This is a genomic window from Amycolatopsis sp. NBC_01307 (genome assembly GCF_035975215.1).
In the GTDB taxonomy this organism is placed as follows: Bacteria; Actinomycetota; Actinomycetes; order Mycobacteriales; family Pseudonocardiaceae; genus Amycolatopsis.
In genome coordinates, this window is record NZ_CP108403.1 from 711250 (window position 1) to 727891 (window position 16642).

The window sequence follows — 16642 nt, forward strand, 5'->3', positions numbered from 1 at the left end:
GTAGATGTACGAGCTTTCGCGGGTCCGCCTGCATTCCGTGGGCCCGGCGGGCGCCCGCTACCAGGACGTCGTGCTCGACTTCAGCGGCGTCGGCGCCAAGATCACCGCGCCCCAGCAGGACGCGCTGTTCAGCGCCGGCATCCACGCGACCGGGCCGGCCGAGCTGCGCCGCCCGTCCCCGGCGAGCGTGCTGTTCCTGGAGAACGGCGGCGGCAAGTCCGTCCTCATCAAGCTGATCTTCTCGGTGATGCTGCCCGGCCGCCGCCAGGTCGTCGGCACCACGAGCACGAAGGTGCTCGAGAAGTTCGTCGCCGCCAAGGACGTCTCGCACGTCGTGCTGGAGTGGCTGCACGTCGAGACCGGTCACCGGATCATCACCGGCAAGGTCTCCGAGTGGCGCGGGCACGTCGTCTCGTCGGACTCGGAGAACCTGGCCGACTCCTGGTACTGCTTCCGCCCCACGTCGGCGCTGGCGCTCGACTCCCTGCCGATGACGCAGGACGGCCGGCTGCTCACGATGTCCGGCTTCCACGACAAGCTCGCCGCGGCCCAGCTGGCCGAGCCCGAGCTGGAGCTGTCCTGGACCCGGCGCCACCACGAGTGGACCGGCCGGCTCGACACCCTCGGCCTCGACACCGAGCTGTTCCGCTACCAGCGCGCGATGAACGCGGGCGAAGGCGAGGCGGCGGACGCGTTCGCGTTCGGCACCGACGAGGCGTTCGTCGACTTCCTGCTGCGCGCCGTCGTCTCCGAGGACGAGCCGAAGGACCTCGCCGAGGTCGTCTCGACCTACTCGCACAACCTCGCCCAGCGCGGGGACCTGTTGTCGGAACGCGATTTCGTCGCCGGCGCGCTCGACCTGCTGGGGCCGCTGGCCACCGAAGAAGGCGTCGCGGCGGCGTCGCGGAAGATCGCCGGAGCGGCGCGGGCCGACATGGCCGCGCTGGCCGGCCGGGTCGTCGCGCGCAACGAGCTGGAGAACGCCCGGCTGTCCGGGCTCGAGGACCACGTCGCCGAGGTCAAGACGGCGGAGAAGCTCGCCGAGGGCGACCACCGGCGGCTCGCGGCCGGCGTCACCGAGCTGCGGCGTCTCGTCGCCGTGCTGCGCCTGGACGAGGCCCAGGAGGCCCGCAAGCGCGTCGACGCCGAACTGGGCGAGGCGAAGACGGCGGCCGAGGCCTGGCGTGAGACGGCGACCGTGCTCAACCAGCTCAACGCCGCCCGCAAGGCGAAGGACCTGCGCGAGCTCGTCGGCAACCGCGAGGAGAAGGCCCGCCCGGCCCTGCAGGCGCGCAACACCGCCGCGGCCGCGCTGGCCCGGGGGCTGCAGTCGCTGGCGCAGGACGCCCAGCGCCAGGCCGACAAGGCCGAGGCGCACGCGGGCGCGTTGCGTGCGGAGGCGGAGAAGGCGCAGACCGAGCGCGACGAGGCCGCGAACCTCGCGGCCGGCCGGCGTGCCGAGGCCCGCGGCCTGACCACGCGGATCACCGAGCTGCGCGAAGAGGTCCAGAACGCCGTCCGCGGCGGGCTGCTGCCCTCGGGCGCCGACGTCGCCGACGCGTCCCGGGCGGCGCGGTCCGCGGCCGAAGCCGCGGCCGCCGAGCTGACCCGGCGCGAGCAGGAGCTGGACCGCGTCGCGGCGGATCTCCAAGCGGCGCAACGGAACGTGAACGAGGCCCACCAGCTCGCCGGCACCACCCTGGACCGCTTCGAGCGCGCCACCGAGGACCTCGACCGAGCCCACCGCCGCACCGACGCGCTCGCCGCCGAAGGCCGGCTGGTCGAGCTGCTCGGCGCGGACGACGTCGCCCTGGAAAGCGATCTTCCGGTGCTGCTGGAGCGGTTGCGTGAGGCGAGCGCGTCCGTCGAGAAGGAGCAGACGGCGCTGCGGATGGAGGAGTCCGCGGACGAGCGGGCCCTGGCCGCGCTCGGCTCCGGCGGGCTGCTGCCGCCCCCGCAGGACGTCCAGGCCGCGCTGGACGCCCTGGAGGAAGCCGGGATCACCGCGTGGTCCGGCTGGCGCTATCTGTCCAAATTGGACGCCGCTCGGCGCGCCGAGGTGCTGGAAAGCCTGCCGCAGCTGGTTTCCGGCGTCCTGCTCAACGACGCCGCCCACGCGGACCGCGCCCGCGAGGTGCTGACGTCACGGCGGCTGCTGCCGAGTGCGATCATCGCCGTCGGCACCACCGAGGCCCTGCTGGCCGAGACGCCCGCCGCGCCCGGCGTCGAGTTCCTCGTGCCGCCGAACCCCGCGATGTACGACGAGGAAGCCGCGGACGCCGAGCGCGAAGCCGTCGCGCGGCGCAACACCGAGCGGCAGCGGCGGCTGGAAGCGTTGTCCGCCAAGCTGTCCGCCGACGGCGCCCTCAACTGGAAGCTCACCACCTGGCGCGAGGACTACCCGCCCGGCGCCGTCGCGACGCTCGCCGACCAGGCCCAGGCGGCCCGGACCGCGCGCGAGACCGCGCGCACGGCCCTGCAGCAGGCCGACGTGGAGTTCGCCCGGTTGAGCGAAAAGACGGCGTCGCTGCGCGAGCGCGTCCCGGAGCTGCGGGCCGCGGCGGCCGAGACCGAGGAGCGGGCGCGGAAGCTCGGCGAGCTGGGCACGAGGAGCGCCCGGATCGCGGAGTGGACCGAGGACGTCGAGCGCGCCACCGAGGTCGCCGAGCGCGCCGACCTGCAGGCCTCCGACGCCGCGGGCAAGGCCGCGCGGCTGCGGGAGCAGGCGGGGGAGGAGCAGCGCACCGCCGACGGCCACCGCCGGACCGCGACCACCGCCCGCGCTGAGCTCGCCGAGGTGCCGGGGGCGGCCGACGTCGACGGCACCGCCGACGGGCCGCCGGCCGAGCCGGTCGACGCCCTGCGCCGGACCTACCTGTCGGCGTCCGAGTCGTACGCGAAGGTCGAGGTCGGCAGCGACCTGCGGGCCGAGCTGGAGCAGGCCGAGTCGGCCGAAGCGGCCGCGGGCTCGGCCGTCGAGTCGCTGGACGAGGCCGTCCGCTCGACCGCCGCCGAGCTGCTGGAGACGCCCGACGGCTCCGACGCGTCCGCCCGCGCGGCGGCCCTCGCCCGCGCCCGCCGCGTCGTCGACGGCCTGGAGGACGAGCGGACCGAGGCCATCGGGCTCGTCTCGACGCGGCGCGCCGAGCTGGACGTGCTCCCGCTGCAGAACGGTGTCACCGGCGACAAGCCGCGCGACATCGAGCACGGCCTGGAGCTGATCGACGCCGCCGGCCTGGAGATGTCCGTGGCCGCGCGGAAGTGGGAGGAGCTGCAGGAACGCCGGGCGGCGGCCGAGGAGACCCTGGACTCCGCGCGCAGCTCCGCGTCCGGCTTCTCGCTGCTCGCCGACTCCCTGGCCCACCTGGTCACCGACAAGGACGCGGACGCCTACGACGGTGACGTCGACACCGCGCGCGCCCAGCACACGCGGCTCAACGCGACGCTCACCGAGGCGCAGGACGCCGCCGACGCGGGCGACCGGCGGGTGCGCGAGGCCGCGGACCAGCTGGCCCAGTACGCGACGGAGAAGCGCTTCGAGAAGCTGAGCACGCCGGTGCGGCAGCAGGTCATCTCGGTCAAGCGCGACCAGCTGCCCGCGCACGCCGCCGAGTGGGCGGAGGCGCTGCGGCCGCGGCTGCGGTCGCTCACCGACGACCTCGCCCAGATCGACCGGCACCGCGGCGGCATCATCACCCGCCTGCAGGGCATGGTCGACGGCGCGCTCCGGACGTTGCGCTCGGCCCAGCGCGTCTCGCGGCTGCCGGACGGCCTCGGCGACTGGTCCGGGCAGGAGTTCCTGCGCATCCGGTTCCACGAGCTGGAGGACAACGCGCTCACCGAGAAGCTCGGCGAGGTCGTCGACGAGGCCGCGGTGGGCAAGACCGCGGACGGCCGCGACGTCAAGCGCGACGGGCTTTCCCTGGTCCTGCGCGGCGTCCGGGCCGCGGCGCCCAAGGGCTTCCGCGTCGACATGCTCAAGCCGGACTCGGTGCTGCGGACCGAACGCCAGCGCGTCTCGGAGATCCGCGACGTCTTCTCGGGCGGCCAGCAGCTGACCGCGGCGATCATCCTCTACTGCACCCTCGCGGCGTTGCGCGCCAACAACCGCGGCAAGGCCCGCAACCGCCACTCCGGCGTGCTGTTCCTGGACAACCCGATCGGCCGCGCGTCCGCCGGGTACCTGCTGGAGCTGCAGCGGGCGGTGGCCGAGGCGCTGGGCGTCCAGCTGATCTACACGACCGGCCTGTTCGACGCGGGCGCGCTCTCGGAGTTCCCGCTGATCGTCCGGCTGCGCAACGACGCCGACCTGCGCGCGGGCCGGAAGTACCTGTCGGTGGACTCGACGGTCCGCAACTCCCTCGACGACCTGGGCGACCCGGACGGCGTCGCGCGGCTCTCGGCGACGCGGATGTTCACCCGCGTCGGTGACTCGCCCGACACGCCGGATTCCGCTGAGGACGAACAGACGGCGTGACGGGAACATCGGGCGGCGGCCGGAGGTTCACCCGCGCATGACGAAGCTGGGGGCGCTGGGCGCCGCGTTGAACACCGCCGAGACCGACGTCGCGCTCGCGACCGCCGTCGAACTGGAAGAACTGGGCTACGACACGCTGTGGCTGCCCGGCGGGCAGGGGAACTCGCTGCCGCTGATCGCCGGGGTCGTCCACGGGACGCAGCGGATCCCGGTGGCCAGCGGGATCCTCTCGGTCGACCGGGTCCCGGCCGCCGAGGTGGCCCAGGCCTACCTGGACCTGCCCGCCGGCCGGTTCATCGCCGGGCTGGGCGGGGCGCACGGCCCGCGTCCGCTGGCCGCGCTGAACGACTACCTCGACGAGATCGAGGACGTCGTGCCCGCGTCCGCGCGGATCCTGTCGGCGCTGGGCCCGAAGATGCTGGAGCTGTCGCGGGCCCGCGCGGCGGGCGCGTACCCGTTCCTGGTGACGACGGACTACGTCGCGTCGGCGCGGGAGCTCCTCGGGCCGGACGCGCAGCTGGCGGTGCTGCTCAACGTCGTCGCCGAGACCGACGCCGCCGCGGCGCGCGAGGCCGTCCGGGGCGGTTCGCTGCGCTTCCTGGCCGGGGTGCCCGGGTACGCGAACAACTTCCGCCGGATGGGCTTCACCGACGCCGACGTCGCGGACCTGTCGGACCGGCTCGTCGACGGCGTCACCGTGTGGGGTGACTTCGACGCCGTCGTGGCGCGGCTGCGGGAGTACCGGGCCGCGGGCGCCGACCAGGTCGTCGTCCAGCTCGACGGGCTGCCCCGCGAGTGGCGGGCGCGGCTGGCCGAGGCCCTGCGGTGACCGCGCGGGCGCGCGGGCTGACCCACGTGCTCCCCGGCGACGTCGCGCTGCAGGACGCCCTGGCCGCCGTCGCCGACCCGGTCCGCCGCAGCATCCTGCGCGAGCTGGCGGCCGTGCCGGAGTGGACGAAGGCGTGCGGCACGTTCGACCTCCCGGTGGCGAAGGCGACGCTCAGCCACCACTTCGGCGTGCTGCGCGCGGCGGGCCTGATCGAGCAGCGCGACGAAGGCCCGCGACGCTTGAACCGCCTGCGCCGCCCCGAATTCGACGCGGCCTTCCCCGGCCTGCTCGCCCTCGTGCTCCGCGACCCGGCCGCAAAGCCGTGAAGGCCTCCTTACCGGCCATAAGAGCCGGTAAGGAGGCCTTCACGGACTTCCGCGGTCAGTCGCTGCGGCCGGTGAACGCCAGCGTCGTGCCCAGGCCGATCATCACCAGGCCGCCCGTGCCGCCGACCGCCTCCAGCCGCCGCGGTGAGCGGGCGAACCACGTCCGCGCCGTGCCCGCGACCAGCGCCCACGCGCTGTCGGTGGCCAGCGCGATGGCGGGCAGGCACAGGCCGAGCACCAGCATCTGGGCCGGCACCGAGCCGGCGGCGGGGTCGACGAACTGGGGGAGCAGCGCGGCCAGGAACACGATCGACTTCGGGTTCGCGAAGCCGACGACGAAGCCGTCACGCAGCACGGTGACCACCCGGCCGGGCGCCGAGCCGACGCGCGCGGCCATCGCGTCGGTGAGCCGGCGGCGGTGGCGCACCGCCTGGATCCCCAGGTACACCAGGTAGACCGCGCCGGCGATCTTGATCGTGGTGAACACCGCGGCCGACGTCGTCACGAGCGCGCCGAGGCCGAACGCGACCGCGACGACCTGCGTGTACACCCCGAAGGAGTTGCCGACGACGGTGAGGAGCGCGTCGCGCCGCCCGACGGTCAGCGCGCGGCTGATCGTGAACAGCACGCTCGGCCCGGGGACCACGACCATCAGGAACGTCAGCGCGGCGAAGGCCGCGAGGTGCGCGCTGGAGACCATGCCGTGAGGTTAACGCCGGGGACGCCGGACCGACCACGCGTTTTCGTCGGTGCCGGGTGGTAGGAATTCCGGGTGCCTCCGACCATCTCCACCGCCCAGCGCCGGGCTCGCCTCGGCACCCGCCACCACCTGGCCGCGCCCGCGGCCACGGTCGAAGACGCCGTCGCGGGCGTCGTCGCCCTGCACGCCACCGATCCGGCGACCGTCCACCTCTCGGCGGCCGCCCGGCTCGACGGCGCCGCGGTCGCCGACGTCGAGCGCGCGCTGTACGACGACCGCACGGTGCTGCGGCTGCTCGGCATGCGCCGCACGGTGTTCGTCACCGGCCTGGAGACCGCGGCCCTCGTGCAGGCCGGCTGTTCGGCGGACATCGCGGCGAAACAGCGGAAGCTGCTGGAGCAGCACCTCGGGCAGCAGGGCTACCCGGAGAACGTGCCGGAGCCCGGAAAGTGGCTGGCCGACGTCGAAACGGCGGTCGAAGCCGCGTTGCGTGGTCTCGGCTCGGCGACCGCGCAGCAGCTCAGCGAGGCCGAACCCCGGCTGCGGCAGCGGCTGCAGATGTCGAAGGGCAAGCCGTACGAGGCGATCGGCAACGTCACCAGCCGGGTGCTGTTCCAGCTGGCGGTCGACGGCCGGATCGTCCGCGGCCGCCCGCGCGGCACCTGGCTCAGCACCCAGTACGTCTGGCACCCGCTGGAGGACTGGGTGGGCGAGGGCCTCGCGGCCTGGGAGGCGGACGAGGCCCGCGTCGAGCTGGCGCGGCGCTGGCTGCGCGCGTACGGCCCGGCCCCGCTGACGGACCTGCGCTGGTGGGCGGGCTGGACGCTCGGCCAGACAAGGAAGGCCCTGGCCGAGCTGGACACGGTGGACGTCGACCTGGATGGCGTCCCGGGGGTGGCGCTGGCCGACGACCTCGAGCCGGTGCCCGAGCCGCCGACGTGGGCGGCGTTCCTCCCGTGCCTCGACCCGACCCCGATGGGCTGGCAGGACCGCGACTGGTTCCTCGGCCCGCACAAGGCGGCCCTGTTCGACCGCTTCGGCAACGTCGGCCCGACGGTCTGGGCCAACGGCCGCATCGTCGGCGGCTGGGCCCAGCGTGAATCGGGCGAGGTGGTGTTCCGGCTGCTGGAGGAGGTCAGCGCGGAGGAGAAGTCGGCGATCGAGGCGGCGGCGGACCGCAGCGCGAAGTGGTTCGGCGTGGTCCGGGTGATCCCCCGGTTCCGGACGCCGCTGGAGCGGGAGCTGGCGGAGTGAGCGCGAAGGGCGTCCCGGCTCTGAATCGAGCCCGTCACCCGGGAATGCGTCGGCCTGCCGGAGCCGGCGCCGATCGCGGTGGTGGCTTGAACGATCCAGTCGTCCGCGCCGGCTACCGGCCAGTACCAGCCGGGTCGCCGCCCGCACCGCGTGCGGCCTGCCCGAACCGCCGGACCACGCGCCGTCCCGGTCCACCGTGGTCCAGGTGAAGAACACGTGAACCGATCACCCGGAATCCCCTAGGCTTCTTAATCGATTCTTGACCCGTTCGCCAAGTGGTGGAAGTCTCGTCAGGGCAGTCAGGGACGCGCATGCCCGCACGCTAGGGTGGCCGCGAGCCCGCAAGTCACGGCCGGGACTCCGGCCGATCCTCAGAGGAGTGGCAGCAGTGACCGTTCGCGTAGGTGTCAACGGCTTCGGCCGCATCGGCCGCAACTTCTTCCGCGCCGTGCAGGCCAGCGGCCACGACATCGAGGTCGTCGCCTTCAACGACCTCGGCGACGTCGCCACCATGGCCCACTTGCTGAAGTACGACTCGATCCTGGGGCGCTACCCGGGTGAGGTCAGCGTCAGCGACGAGGGCATCGTCGTGGACGGCAAGACCATCAAGGCCCTCGCCGAGCGCGACCCGGCCAACCTGCCCTGGGGCGACCTGGGCGTGGACGTCGTGGTCGAGTCCACCGGCTTCTTCACCAACGCCGACGCCGCCAAGGCGCACATCGCCGGCGGTGCCAAGAAGGTCATCATCTCCGCGCCCGCCAAGGGCGAGGACCTGACCATCGTGCTGGGCGTCAACGACGACAAGTACGACGGCTCGCAGAACATCATCTCCAACGCCTCGTGCACCACCAACTGCCTCGGCCCGCTGGCGAAGGTCCTCAACGACTCGTTCGGCATCGAGCAGGGCCTGATGACCACGATCCACGCGTACACGCAGGACCAGAACCTGCAGGACGGCCCGCACAAGGACCTCCGCCGCGCCCGCGCCGCCGCGCTGAACGTGGTGCCCGCCTCGACCGGTGCCGCGAAGGCGATCGGCCTCGTGCTGCCGGAGCTGCTGGGCAAGCTGGACGGCTTCGCGCTGCGCGTCCCGGTGCCGACCGGCTCGGCCACCGACCTCACGGTGACCCTGAAGAAGGCCGCCACGGTCGAAGAGATCAACGCCGCTTACAAGGCCGCCGCCGAGGGCCCCCTCGCCGGCATCCTGCGCTACTCGGTCGACCCGATCGTGTCCTCGGACATCGTCACCGACCCGGCGTCCTGCATCTACGACTCGCCGCTGACCAAGGTCATCGGCAACCAGGTCAAGGTCGTCGGCTGGTACGACAACGAGTGGGGCTACTCCAACCGCCTCGCGGACCTGATCAAGCTCGTCGGCTCGAAGCTCTGAGCCGGATGACCGTCAAGAACCTCGACGACCTGCTGGGCGAGGGCGTTCAGGGCCGGTACGTACTCGTGCGGTCCGACCTGAACGTCCCGCTCGACGGGGATCGCATCACCGACGACGGCCGCGTCCGCGCGGCGCTGCCGACGATCAAGAAGCTCGCCGACGCGGGCGCGAAGGTCGTCGTCACCGCGCACCTCGGCCGCCCCAAGGGCGAGCCGGACCCCAAGTACACCCTCGCGCCCGTCGCCAAGCGGCTCTCCGAGCTGCTCGGCGCCGAGGCCACGCTGGCCGGCGACCTCGTCGGCGAGTCCGCCAAGACGCTGACCGCCGGCCTGGCCGACGGCGGCGTCGTCCTGCTGGAGAACGTGCGCTTCGACGCGCGCGAGACCAGCAAGGACGCCGTGGACCGCTCCGAGCTGGCCGCCGAGCTGGGCGCGCTCGTCCCGGGCGGCGCGTTCGTCTCCGACGGCTTCGGCGTCGTGCACCGCAAGCAGGCCTCGGTCTACGAGGTCGCCTCGGTGCTCCCGGCCTACGCGGGCGGCCTCGTGCTGGCCGAGCTGGACGTGCTGAAGAAGCTCACCGACGACGTCCAGCGGCCCTACGTGGTCGTGCTCGGCGGCGCGAAGGTGTCCGACAAGCTCGGCGTCATCGCGAACCTGCTGACCAAGGTCGACCGGCTGCTCGTCGGCGGCGGCATGGCGTACACCTTCCTCAAGGCCCAGGGCCACGAGGTCGGCAACTCGCTGCTGCAGGCCGACCAGCTCGACCAGGTGAAGGGCTTCCTCGCCGAGGCCGAGAAGCGCGGCGTCGAACTGGTGCTGCCGGTCGACGTCCTCGCCGCGACCGGGTTCTCGGCCGACGCCGAGCACGAGGTCGTCGAGGCCACGGCCATCCCGGCCGACCGCGAAGGCCTGGACATCGGCCCGAAGACGCGTGAGCTGTTCGCCGGCAAGCTGGCCGACGCCAAGACCGTGTTCTGGAACGGCCCGATGGGCGTGTTCGAGTTCGAGGCCTTCTCCGGTGGCACCCGTGCCGTCGCCGAAGCCCTGGTCAAGAGCGACGCGTTCACCGTCGTCGGCGGCGGCGACTCCGCGGCCGCGGTGCGCCAGCTGGGCCTGCCCGAAGACGGCTTTTCGCACATCTCCACCGGTGGCGGGGCCTCGCTCGAGTACCTCGAAGGCAAGGAACTGCCGGGCGTGACCGCCCTGGAGGAGAAGAACTAGTGGCACGCAAGCCGTTCATCGCCGGCAACTGGAAGATGAACCAGAACCACCTCGAGGCGATCGCGCTGGTGCAGAAGATCGCCTTCGCGCTGCCGGAGAAGTACTACGCGAAGGTCGACGTGGCGGTGCTGCCGCCGTTCACCGACATCCGCAGCGTGCAGACCCTGATCGACGGCGACAAGCTGTCGCTGACGTACGGCGCGCAGGACATCTCCTCGCACGACTCCGGTGCCTACACCGGTGAGGTGTCGGGCGTGATGCTGGCCAAGCTGGGCTGCAGCTTCGTCACCGTCGGGCACTCGGAGCGGCGGGAGTACCACGCCGAGACCGACGAGCTGGTCAACAAGAAGGTCAAGGCCGCGCTCAAGCACGGCATCACGCCGATCCTCTGCATCGGGGAGAAGCTCGAGGTCCGCGAGGCCGGCGAGCACATCCACCACACCACGACGCAGCTGATCGACGGCCTGAAGGGCCTCAAGCCCGAGCAGGTCGGCGGCGTGGTCGTGGCGTACGAGCCGGTCTGGGCGATCGGCACCGGCAAGGTCGCCACCCCCGCGGACGCCGAAGAGGTCTGCAAGGCCATCCGCGCCACCCTCCAGGAGAAGTACGGCGACGAGGTCGCTTCGTCCGTCCGGGTGCTTTACGGGGGATCGGCGAAGGCGAACAACATCAGTGACCTGGTGGCCTGCGAAAACGTCGATGGTGCCCTGGTCGGCGGAGCGAGCCTCGACGGCGAGGAGTTCACGAAACTCTGCGCACTCGCCGCGGGCGGGCCGCTGCCCTGATCGAGGCCACGACCGGGTAACCTGTGTATCCGGTCCGTCACACAGCAGTGGACGAGTCCAGGGGTACGGTGGTGGTCGTCACGACCATGCCGTGCCCCTGCATTCTCCTAGAGCCCAGAGGATGACATGAAGCTGTTCCTGCAAATCCTGTTGATCGTCACCAGCGTCTTCCTCGTGGTGGCGGTTCTCCTGCACCGCGGGCGCGGTGGCGGCCTGTCGTCGCTGTTCGGTGGCGGGATGCAGTCGAGCCTGGCCGGGTCGAGCGTGGCCGAGAAGAACCTCGACCGGATCACTCTGCTGCTGGGCGCGGTGTGGCTGATCAGCATCATCGGGCTGGGCCTGCTGCTCAAGGTGTGACGTCCGGCGCCCCCGCCGGCGATCGAGACCGGGTCACACCAGCGGGGTGCGCAGCGATTCGGCGTGCCTATTGGGGGGCGCGCCGCCGATTCCATAGGTGTGAGGATTCATGGTTGGCGGTAACGCGATTCGGGGCACCCGGGTGGGTGCCGGACCTACGGGCGAATCGGAACGAGGTGAGTCGGCGCCACGGCGCCGGGTCGGCTACTGGTGCGCCAACGGGCACGAAGCCCGTCCGTCGTTCGCCCTGGAGGCGGAGATCCCGGACGAGTGGGACTGCCCCCGCTGCGGGCTCCCCGGCGGGCAGGACGAGAAGAACCCCCCGGCCGCACCCCGGACCGAGCCCTACAAGACCCACCTGGCGTACGTGAAGGAGCGGCGCAGCGACGCCGACGGCGAGGCCATCCTCGCCGAGGCCTTGGAGCGCCTGCGCCAGCGCCGGGAGATCATCTAAGCGCCACCGCCAGAAGCCACCCCGAGGAAGCAACCCCTTCGAGGTGGCTTCTCGCGCGCCCAGATTCCACCCTCCGGGCTCCCCAACCCAGGCCAGCCCGACTCACGTACCCGGCAGACGACACGGCCTCACGTCGTGTCGACTCTCCAATCACGCGAGTCGGCGCCCCAATCACGAGCCGGCGCTCCAATCACACGAGCCGGCGCTCCAAGCACATGAGTCGACTCCCCAATCACGCGAGTCGACCCTTCAGGTACACGAGTCGACTCCCATCGCGCGAGTTGACCCTTCAAGCACACGTGTCGACTCCCCAATCACGCGAGCCGACCCCTCAATCACGCGAGCCAGCCTCCCGATCACGTGAGCTGACTTCCCCAAGCACATGAGCCGACCCCCAGGCCCGCGAGCCGACTCGAGGTACGTGAACCGATCTTCCGGTATGCGACCCGACCGTCCAGGTACGTGACCCGACTGCCTGGGTACGCACCTCGACCGCCGGGGTACGTGAACCGACTCTCGGCGTACGCGAACCGACTGTCCAGGTACGCGAGGCGACTCTCCAAGCACATGCGTCGACCGCCGGGCCGCCTGAGCAGCCCCCGATTCCACGCTACCGGCGAGCACTGACAACCCCGGGAACCGGAAAGCCGCGAGCGACGCACTCAGGCCTTCAACGACCTGAATGCGCCGCTCGCGGCTTCGTCGAATCCGGAATCGTCGGCCCCCGCCCGTAGGCTGGAATCGGGGGCTGCTCAGCGCCGGGTGGGTCAGCATCGCCGGGTCAACAGCCCCCGGCCGGGTCGGCGGCTCCGTGATTCAGTGGCTCAGCGGATACCGGGCCCGGACCCGGAAACCGCCGTCCTCCGTACCGGACGTCTCGAAACTGCCGCCCAGCAGGCGGGCGCGCTCGGCCAGCCCCGTCAGGCCGTGGCCGCCCGACGGCAGGCCTTCGCCCGCCCGGCGGGCGCGCTCGTTGCGGACCTCGATCTTGAGCGCGCCGTGCTCACCCTGGATGCGGATGGTCGCCGTCGCGCCCGGGGCGTGCTTGTGGACGTTGGTCAGGCACTCCTGCACCGTCCGGTACGCCGCCGCCGACACCTGGTTCGGCAGGGCCTCCGGCAGGTGCTCCACGGACAGGTGCACCGGGACCTCCGACGTCCGGATCAGCCGGTCGAGGTCGTTGATCCCGGGGCGCGGACCGTCGTCGTCGGCGTCCGCGCGCAGCACGCTCAGCAGCGACCGCAGCTCCTCGAGGGTCCGCTTGCTCAGGCCGCGGATGACCTGCGCGGTCTCCATCGCCCGGGCGTCGGTCGTCTGGGCCTGCAGCGCGCCGGCCTGCATCGCGATCAGCGTGATCTGGTGCGACACGACGTCGTGCATCTCGCGGGCCAGCCGGGCGCGCTCCTCGGCGCGGACGGCGTCGGCGTGGAAGCGGCGCTCGCGGTCCCGGCTCGTGGCCAGCTCGGCGAGCTTGTTCGCGACCTCGGTGCGGGCGCCGATGAGCATGCCGATCGCGATCGGCATGCCGGCGACGAGGACGCCGTAGATGCCGTCGAGGATGTGCTCGCGCCAGCTCAGCTGGACGAAGTCCTCCAGCGGCCACTGCACGAACCGGCACGTCCACACCAGCCCGGCGCCGACCCAGGTCTGCCAGTGCAGCTGACGGCGGGTGGCGAGCATGCCGAGCGTGATCATGCTCGCCAGCTGCGCCCAGCCGGCCAGGAAGCCGGGGACGGCGACGAGCACGGCGAGGAACGGGAACTTGCGGCGGAACACCACGGCGAGGCAGGCCGCGCCGGACAGGTAGATCGAGTAGGGCTGGGCCTTCTCGGGGATCACCAGCCAGACGTCGAGCACGGCCAGGATGACCGCGGCCGCCTCGATGGCGAACATGACCACAGCGGGGCGGGGGAACGAGCCGAACGCGCTCAGACCACGCCTTCGCACCCGCTCGGCGGCCGATGGCCCCGAGCCGGCGATCGAGATGCCTGGAATCGAGAGTCCCTCTGTACTCATCGCTGGCGACCCCATTCGTCTTGTGGACTTGATGGTGAGAGGTGCTCAGGGCCCGATCGGGACGCGCAGCAGAGAACAAATGTGCGGATGCTAACGAGGTTGCGTGGGAAGACGGTAAGTTTCACGCGCCGTTGGCGGATTGACGTCCGGATTCCGCATTTGATTGCGCCGTTCGGGCGATGGCGTCGTCGGCGCACTACTGACAGTGGATCTGTCACTGCCTAGCGTGTACCGGGATGACCACATCGTGGGAATCACGTTACCTCTCCGTGGGCGCCCGGCATAGGTCGTCAGGCCGCTGCCGTCCGGATGCCGTCACCCAGAAGGCGCACGAGCCCCTCTTTGCAGGCCTTCGCCGTCTCGATCGACCGCGGCAGCATCCGCGCCTCGTAGGTCCGGACGGCCTCGCCGACGGTCGGCGACGTCGCCAGCGCGGTCGCGAGCTCGGTGCCGTCCAGCATCGCGAGGTTCGCGCCGACCCCGAGCGGCGGCATCAGGTGCGCGGCGTCGCCGAGCAGGGTGAGGCCGGGCGTCGACGTCCAGGCGTGCGGCACCGGCAGCACGTACAACGGCCGGTGCGTGAACGCGCCGTCGTTGTCGCGCAGGAACCCGAGCAGCTCCGGGTGCCAGCCGGTGTAGCGCTGCAGCAGCGTCGCGCGCACCGCGTCCGTGTCGGCGAAGTCGAAGCCGGCATGCCAGTCCTCCGGCGCGTGGAACACGGCGTAGCCGCGGATGTGGCCGTTGCTGTTGCGCTGGGCGAAGATCGCGTTCCCGCCGGTCTTCGCCACCATCGTGCCCTGGCCGGTCAACGCGGCCAGCGCGGCGTGCCGGCGGTCGGCGTCGTCGAGCCCGAACTCGACGAACGCGACGCCGCTGTACTCCGGCCGGACGCCGGTCAGGGCGCGGCGGACGCGGGACCACGCGCCATCGGCGCCGATGACCAGGTCGAAGTCCTCGGTGGTGCCGTCGGCGAAGCGCAGCCGGGCGGTGCCGTCCGGCAGCGGCGTGACGTCGTCGGTGGCGCGGCCCCAGCGGACGGTGCCGGGGGAGAGGGAGTCCAGCAGGAGGCCGCGGAGCTGGCCGCGGTCGATCTCGGGCTTGAACTCGTCGTCCTCGGCAGGGATCTCGTCCACGAGGACGTCCGTGGTGCGCGGGTCGACCGCGCGCATCTGCTGGCCTTCGGGCCGGGCGAGTGCGCGCCACGTCTCGTGCAGGCCGGCCGTGCGGAGGGCGACCTGGCCGGTGTCGCCGTGCATGTCGAGCGTGCCGCCCTGGGGGCGCGCGTCGGCCGAAGCCTCCTGTTCGAAGACGGTGACGGTGTGGCCGTGCAGCTGCAGGACGCGAGCGCAGGCGAGCCCGCCGAGGCCGGCGCCGACGATCGCGATCTTGGTGTTGGCGGTGGTGCTGGTGGTGTTCATGGCTTCCCCCTGGAAGTTCGGGCCGCCGGTTTCGTTCCGGCGGCGATGAACCCAGGAAAGCAGATCCACTGCGAAAGTGCAATGACTACACTTTTGAAGTGAGTCCACCATCACGTAGACTGGCGTACATGACAGAAGTGATCGGGCGCCGTGAGCGCAAGAAGGCGCAGACCCGCAAGGCGCTGGCCGACGCGGCGCTCGAACTGTTCCTCGAGCGCGGCTTCGACCAGGTCGGGGTGAAGGAGGTGGCGGACGCCGCCGACGTCTCCGTGACGACGCTCTTCAAGCACTTCCCCAGCAAGGAAGCCCTGGTGTTCGACCAGGAGGCCGACATCGAGACGGCGCTGGTCGACGCGGTCCGCGGCCGGCCGCCGGCGCACACGATCGTGGACGCGCTGCGCAAGCACATCCTGGTCGACGTGGCCGCCTCCCCGGGCGACGCGTTCCTCCGCCTCACGGAGAGCACCCCGGCCCTGCGCGAGTACGGCAGGCGGATGTGGATGCGCCACGAGACGGCGCTGGCCCGCGCGATCGCGGCGGAGTCGGGCGCCCCGGAGAACGACGTGGCGTGCGCGGCGCTGGCCCGCTTCGCGCTGGCATCGCGGGACTTGATCGCGGGCCACGAGAACCCCCGCCGAGCGGCGGAGGAGATCTTCGCCCGCCTGGAGCGCGGCTGGCGGACGGAGTGAGCGCTGGTCCGGGCAGGCGAGACCCGCTCGGATAGCGGCGAAGTCGATCGAGGCCGCGAATTCCGCTCGGACTGCGGCGGGCTGGGTGAGTAAGGCCTGGTGACCGGGTGAGCGGCCGATCGAGGCGGCGAGTTCCGCTGCTACCGCGGCGGATTGATGAGCACGGCTTGGCCGACCGAGGGTGCCGGTGAAGTGAGCAGCCGATCGAGGTGGCGGGTTCCGCTCGGCCGAGATGGTTGGTGAGCAGAGCTTGGCCGGTCGAGGGTGCGCGCCAGAGTGAGCAGCCGATCGATGCGGCGGGTTCCACTTGGATCGCGGCGAGTTGGCGAGCAAAGCCTGGGCGGTCGAGGGTGCGGGCGAAGTGAGCAGCCGACCGGGCGCGAGATTCGCTTGGATCGCGGCGGGCTGGGTGCGTAAAGCCTTGTCGGCTGAAGTGAGCGACCAATCGAGGTGGCGAGTTTCGCTGGGAACGCGGCGGATTGATGAGCAAGGCTTGGCCGACCGAGGGGCCGGTGAAGGGGGCAGCCGAGGCGGCGAGTTCCGTTTGGATCGCGGCGAGTTGGCGAGCAAAGCCTGGCCCGCCGAGCGCGCGGGCGGAGTGAGCAGCCCCCGTTTCCACGCTACCCGGGAGCCACGACAGTTTCGGCGCCCTGAACGCCGCGAACAGCCGCGAACGGCCGCGGAACGCCGTAGCAGGCGTGCCGCACCGGCCCCCGAAAGCCGTGAA

Annotated in this window: 13 protein-coding genes; 10 read left to right on the forward strand and 3 right to left on the reverse strand. The window is 72.0% G+C overall.

The genetic code is table 11. The features are described from left to right. The first annotated feature begins 4 nt into the window (after positions 1-4). The 3 genes from OG439_RS03425 to OG439_RS03435 are packed head-to-tail and all read left to right on the forward strand — an operon-like array spanning position 5 to position 5632. Positions 5-4477, forward strand: a complete 4473-nt coding sequence (locus tag OG439_RS03425) for a hypothetical protein (protein ID WP_326947856.1) — start codon at positions 5-7, stop codon at positions 4475-4477. A gap of 37 nt (positions 4478-4514) precedes the next feature. Continuing rightward, complete coding sequence (locus OG439_RS03430; RefSeq protein WP_326947857.1) at positions 4515-5306, forward strand: TIGR03620 family F420-dependent LLM class oxidoreductase; 792 nt, start codon at positions 4515-4517, stop codon at positions 5304-5306. Next, entirely contained in the window at positions 5303-5632 is a 330-nt protein-coding gene (locus tag OG439_RS03435; protein ID WP_326947858.1) for an ArsR/SmtB family transcription factor, read from the forward strand. The genes OG439_RS03430 and OG439_RS03435 overlap by 4 nt, the downstream gene beginning before the upstream one ends. Before the next feature lie 55 nt (positions 5633-5687). On the opposite strand, the gene OG439_RS03440 is transcribed toward OG439_RS03435, so the two are convergent. Continuing rightward, positions 5688-6332, reverse strand: coding sequence for a LysE family translocator (locus OG439_RS03440; protein ID WP_326947859.1), 645 nt, complete (start codon positions 6330-6332; stop codon positions 5688-5690). Positions 6333-6404: 72 nt separating this feature from the next. Here OG439_RS03440 and OG439_RS03445 point away from each other — a divergent pair, with 72 nt between their 5' ends. The 6 genes from OG439_RS03445 (at position 6405) to OG439_RS03470 (ending at position 11792) form a co-directional block, all read left to right on the forward strand. Next, complete coding sequence (locus OG439_RS03445; protein ID WP_326947860.1) at positions 6405-7586, forward strand: winged helix DNA-binding domain-containing protein; 1182 nt, start codon at positions 6405-6407, stop codon at positions 7584-7586. Between the two features lie 388 nt (positions 7587-7974). Further along, positions 7975-8976, forward strand: a complete 1002-nt coding sequence (gene gap / locus OG439_RS03450; RefSeq protein WP_326947861.1) for a type I glyceraldehyde-3-phosphate dehydrogenase — start codon at positions 7975-7977, stop codon at positions 8974-8976. 5 nt (positions 8977-8981) lie between these two features. Further along, on the forward strand, positions 8982-10196 hold the full coding sequence (locus OG439_RS03455; protein ID WP_326947862.1) for a phosphoglycerate kinase: 1215 nt from the start codon (positions 8982-8984) through the stop codon (positions 10194-10196). After that, complete coding sequence (gene tpiA / locus OG439_RS03460) at positions 10196-10981, forward strand: triose-phosphate isomerase (RefSeq protein ID WP_247049183.1); 786 nt, start codon at positions 10196-10198, stop codon at positions 10979-10981. The genes OG439_RS03455 and tpiA overlap by 1 nt, the downstream gene beginning before the upstream one ends. Before the next feature lie 126 nt (positions 10982-11107). Then, on the forward strand, positions 11108-11338 hold the full coding sequence (secG, locus tag OG439_RS03465; RefSeq protein ID WP_247049184.1) for a preprotein translocase subunit SecG: 231 nt from the start codon (positions 11108-11110) through the stop codon (positions 11336-11338). A gap of 109 nt (positions 11339-11447) precedes the next feature. Beyond that, positions 11448-11792 carry an RNA polymerase-binding protein RbpA gene (locus OG439_RS03470; RefSeq protein WP_247049185.1) on the forward strand — a complete coding sequence of 115 codons (345 nt, stop codon included), beginning with the start codon at positions 11448-11450 and terminating at the stop codon, positions 11790-11792. 816 nt (positions 11793-12608) lie between these two features. Here the strand turns inward: OG439_RS03470 and OG439_RS03475 are convergent. Both OG439_RS03475 and OG439_RS03480 read right to left on the reverse strand, forming a co-directional pair. Continuing rightward, positions 12609-13808 carry a sensor histidine kinase gene (locus OG439_RS03475; protein ID WP_247049186.1) on the reverse strand — a complete coding sequence of 400 codons (1200 nt, stop codon included), beginning with the start codon at positions 13806-13808 and terminating at the stop codon, positions 12609-12611. A gap of 290 nt (positions 13809-14098) precedes the next feature. Next, positions 14099-15226, reverse strand: a complete 1128-nt coding sequence (locus OG439_RS03480; RefSeq protein WP_326947863.1) for an FAD-dependent oxidoreductase — start codon at positions 15224-15226, stop codon at positions 14099-14101. A gap of 128 nt (positions 15227-15354) precedes the next feature. On the opposite strand from OG439_RS03480, the gene OG439_RS03485 reads away from it, so the two are divergent. Next, positions 15355-15915, forward strand: a complete 561-nt coding sequence (locus OG439_RS03485; RefSeq protein ID WP_326947864.1) for a TetR/AcrR family transcriptional regulator — start codon at positions 15355-15357, stop codon at positions 15913-15915. The last annotated feature ends 727 nt before the right edge of the window (positions 15916-16642 follow it).